At 41.7% G+C, this 2,945-nt stretch carries 5 protein-coding genes; 4 read left to right on the forward strand and 1 reads right to left on the reverse strand.

The annotated features are described in order from the left end of the window. Positions 1-16: 16 nt before the first annotated feature. Positions 17-898: a YafY family protein gene (locus tag MHN01_RS22860; protein WP_239413645.1), complete on the reverse strand. Its 882-nt coding sequence runs from the start codon at positions 896-898 to the stop codon at positions 17-19. 256 nt (positions 899-1,154) lie between these two features. Here MHN01_RS22860 and MHN01_RS22865 point away from each other — a divergent pair, with 256 nt between their 5' ends. From MHN01_RS22865 to MHN01_RS24770, 4 genes are all read left to right on the forward strand, one after another. Next, positions 1,155-1,442 (forward strand): hypothetical protein, encoded by a 288-nt coding sequence (locus tag MHN01_RS22865; protein ID WP_239413647.1) that lies wholly within the window; start codon positions 1,155-1,157, stop codon positions 1,440-1,442. A gap of 18 nt (positions 1,443-1,460) precedes the next feature. Beyond that, positions 1,461-1,835, forward strand: a complete 375-nt coding sequence (locus tag MHN01_RS22870) for a hypothetical protein (protein ID WP_239413648.1) — start codon at positions 1,461-1,463, stop codon at positions 1,833-1,835. Between the two features lie 76 nt (positions 1,836-1,911). Then, on the forward strand, positions 1,912-2,088 hold the full coding sequence (locus MHN01_RS22875) for a hypothetical protein (RefSeq protein ID WP_239413650.1): 177 nt from the start codon (positions 1,912-1,914) through the stop codon (positions 2,086-2,088). A 699-nt stretch (positions 2,089-2,787) separates the two neighbouring features. Next, positions 2,788-2,945 (forward strand): hypothetical protein (locus MHN01_RS24770; protein WP_370646546.1); only part of this gene is annotated, 158 nt, incomplete at its 3' end.

Below are 2,945 nucleotides of genomic sequence, written 5' to 3' on the forward strand. Positions count from 1 at the left end.
CGTTAAATTGTTGCATTTACTTGGTTGAGTCCAGATAAGCTTGTAACTCTTGCTTCAACTGGTATCGAACCCAGTCAGGTGATAACACTTCAACGTCAGGGAGCCATGTTTTGAGCTGGCTGAATAGAGCTGGAATGTTGTTGGTCTGGTAGCTGGCTAGCACGTCGCCCGAATCAAGCTCTTTCAGGATACTAAAGCGATCAGTTGTATCCTCCTTGAACAGGCTATCGATGGCATTGGCCTGAATCTGTAGAATTACTTCAACAGCATCATTGCGCCATTCGTCGAGTGCTACACCAGACAGCTTCTGCGAGATGTTAATATCCGGAGAATATTTATTATCGTATCGGACTAATTCTGAAATTTTGGCGATCCTAAACGAATGTAGGCGTTTTCTGTGAGTTCCGGCAAGATACCAGATACTTCTGTCATTAACCAAGCGGTAGGGGAGAAATTCGTTATATCTCAGGCCTTCATAAGTAAAGGAAATCACGTTGTTGCGTTGAACTGATTCAATGAGCTTCTCGAACACTGAAGCATTTTGGCTGATGTCTTCAATACGTGGGTTCTTGAATAGAAAAGGTGGCATTGTACTGTTATTTAGTACGCCATTAGACAGATAATGCTTGCTAGGAAATAGGTTATCCAGCCCCATGTTTAAGAGAAGTATTGAAAGCTCTCTACCTGATTGGTTGCCTAGTACCTTGGGATCAAGAAAGTAGCAAGCACCAATACGTTCAATAGGGAGGTAGTTTAATCGTTCATTGAAATCACGCTGTAATGTTCGTTCAGATACATTGAATTCACGGGAAAGTTCTTCCAGATACAGCTTTTCGCCAGTATTTAATCTGGTCAGTATGATTCCTAATCGCTTGGCTAGTTTGTCATGCTCTTTCATCCTGCGCATTTTATGGGTACAACCAGTCAGGGAATGTCGAGCAGGATTATTTCCAACCAAAACTCATCAGGTTAGTGATTTTGTTATTGCTTTTATAAGCCTGAGCCATAAAGGGCGTGAATGTTTTGACATGCTCTTTCCCTTGATCGACATAACCTGTCGATCACTCAATTCATAATTACCTACCAAGAATCACAGTGTCCTATCAGCGCTGTGATTGGCGGTGTTTATCGATCCAAACCAAGAAGGTTAAACAATGAGAAAAACAGTAATTCAGCGTGTTCTATTAGGTGCCATTCTGGCAGCGACCTCGGCACAAACATTGGCTTACGGAAGCGGTGGTACGTTAGGAGGTAACCCCTCGCTGTCCAGGGAACAGCTGGAGGCTAACTGGAATGGAAAGCCTGGCCCACAAGTAACAGCCATGGCAGGGATTGTGACCCATTGGACGGCTGATGCATGTGGAACCTTTAACGGTAAGCAATTCGATCCAGGCAATTGCGATACAAAGAAAGCTAAACAATCACCGACTGATAATGAGTAACTAAAAGAGATTGAATATATGAAAAAACTAATTGCTGGTTTGCTAGTGGCTGCGACTTTCAATGTGAATGCTGGCCTATTTAGCTCCGATATTGATGATGCTTTGAGTACTGTTCGAAACAGTGTACCTGGAAGCTGTGACTATGAAGTTGGCGAAATGGTTGATGCGTTCTTCAATGATGCTGACTGGAAAGCCAGTAAAACTAAATCAGGCCGTATCTTCGTTAATGTCGAAGGGGCGGTGAGTTTCCGTAATCAAGATCAGCGGGCTTTTATGCAATTTGAAGTTGCTGGTAACGAGTTCTGGCTGAATGTGCTCAAGCTCGATGGCAGGCAACAAACCAACATGATGATGCGTAGTTTTGCTAACCATATGTGTGATGCCGTGAAGTAAGTAGTCGGAGTTAACGGGAAAGGGCGATATCAGAAATGGTATCGCCCTTTTCTATGTCTTTAATAAAGGAGAAAAAATGTCTGAAAAACCATATACAAATCACTCAGAAGCAAGGGCGAGTAAAGATACCGGATTGAAGGCTGCCAAGATTGGGGCAACTATAGGCGCTAGATATGGACCATACGGCATCTTAATTGGTGGTATTGCGGGTTTCGTTGTTGGTGTTGTTGTTGATGAACTTTTAGAAGAATAATGGAGATTTTCATGATAGAGCAGGGGGAATGAACTCTCTGCTTTTTTGGTTTGAGTAGTGACGTAGTTGACGGTCGAAAAATGTTCGTCGACACCGCCGCATGCACCGATGAAAGTTGCTGATGTGGGACTGAAAGCGGACATGAAACCTATATGTAAATCATCATATAAGGTTAGCTTAGGCCTATTTGTTTAGTGAAACCATTGTAATCTTGTTAGTCTGACTACTGCAGAAGTTGAAAGAAAGTGCAGTAAGGTTCTTAACGTCATTAGATGTGTTTGACTTTAACTTTCCTCTCTATCGAACTCCTGTGAGTAAAATTAGAATATCGTTGACTGCTTTTTCTTAATTGGTTGATTTGCATTAGCTCATGTGAATGACCGTTTACATATTCAGACCTTGTACGATGACGTGTAGATAGTTCAGACAACTTGTCTAGTTTTAAGAATGCTTATTTCTCTTCCTTAAATAAAGAAGGGTCGTAGCTCCTTTCTAGTGGTTTAATCCTCATAAATAACTTTTAAACCACATGAAAACCGAACTGTGCTATTTCTTGCTTTGCCAAGATAAAGTGAATGAGCTGATAAGTGCACAAATATTCTGGTATTTGGCGAAGCAACATTTGAAGAAATATGGTCTGTCGGTTCCACATGTCTTATACTTTTGCAATCATTGTTATACATCTTAAGAGAGTAGATAGTGAACGAGTTATTGATATTTCTTCAGGAACAGAAGGTTTTAGTATTCTTTTTGGTATTAAGTCTGGGGTATGGAATTGGGCGAATACCATTCGGAGGAATCACTCTAGGTCCAGCGGGGGGGGTACTTTTAGCTGGGTTGTTTTTTGGTCAGATCGG

This window comes from Photobacterium sp. OFAV2-7 (genome assembly GCF_022347985.1).
Classification (GTDB): Bacteria; Pseudomonadota; Gammaproteobacteria; order Enterobacterales; family Vibrionaceae; genus Photobacterium.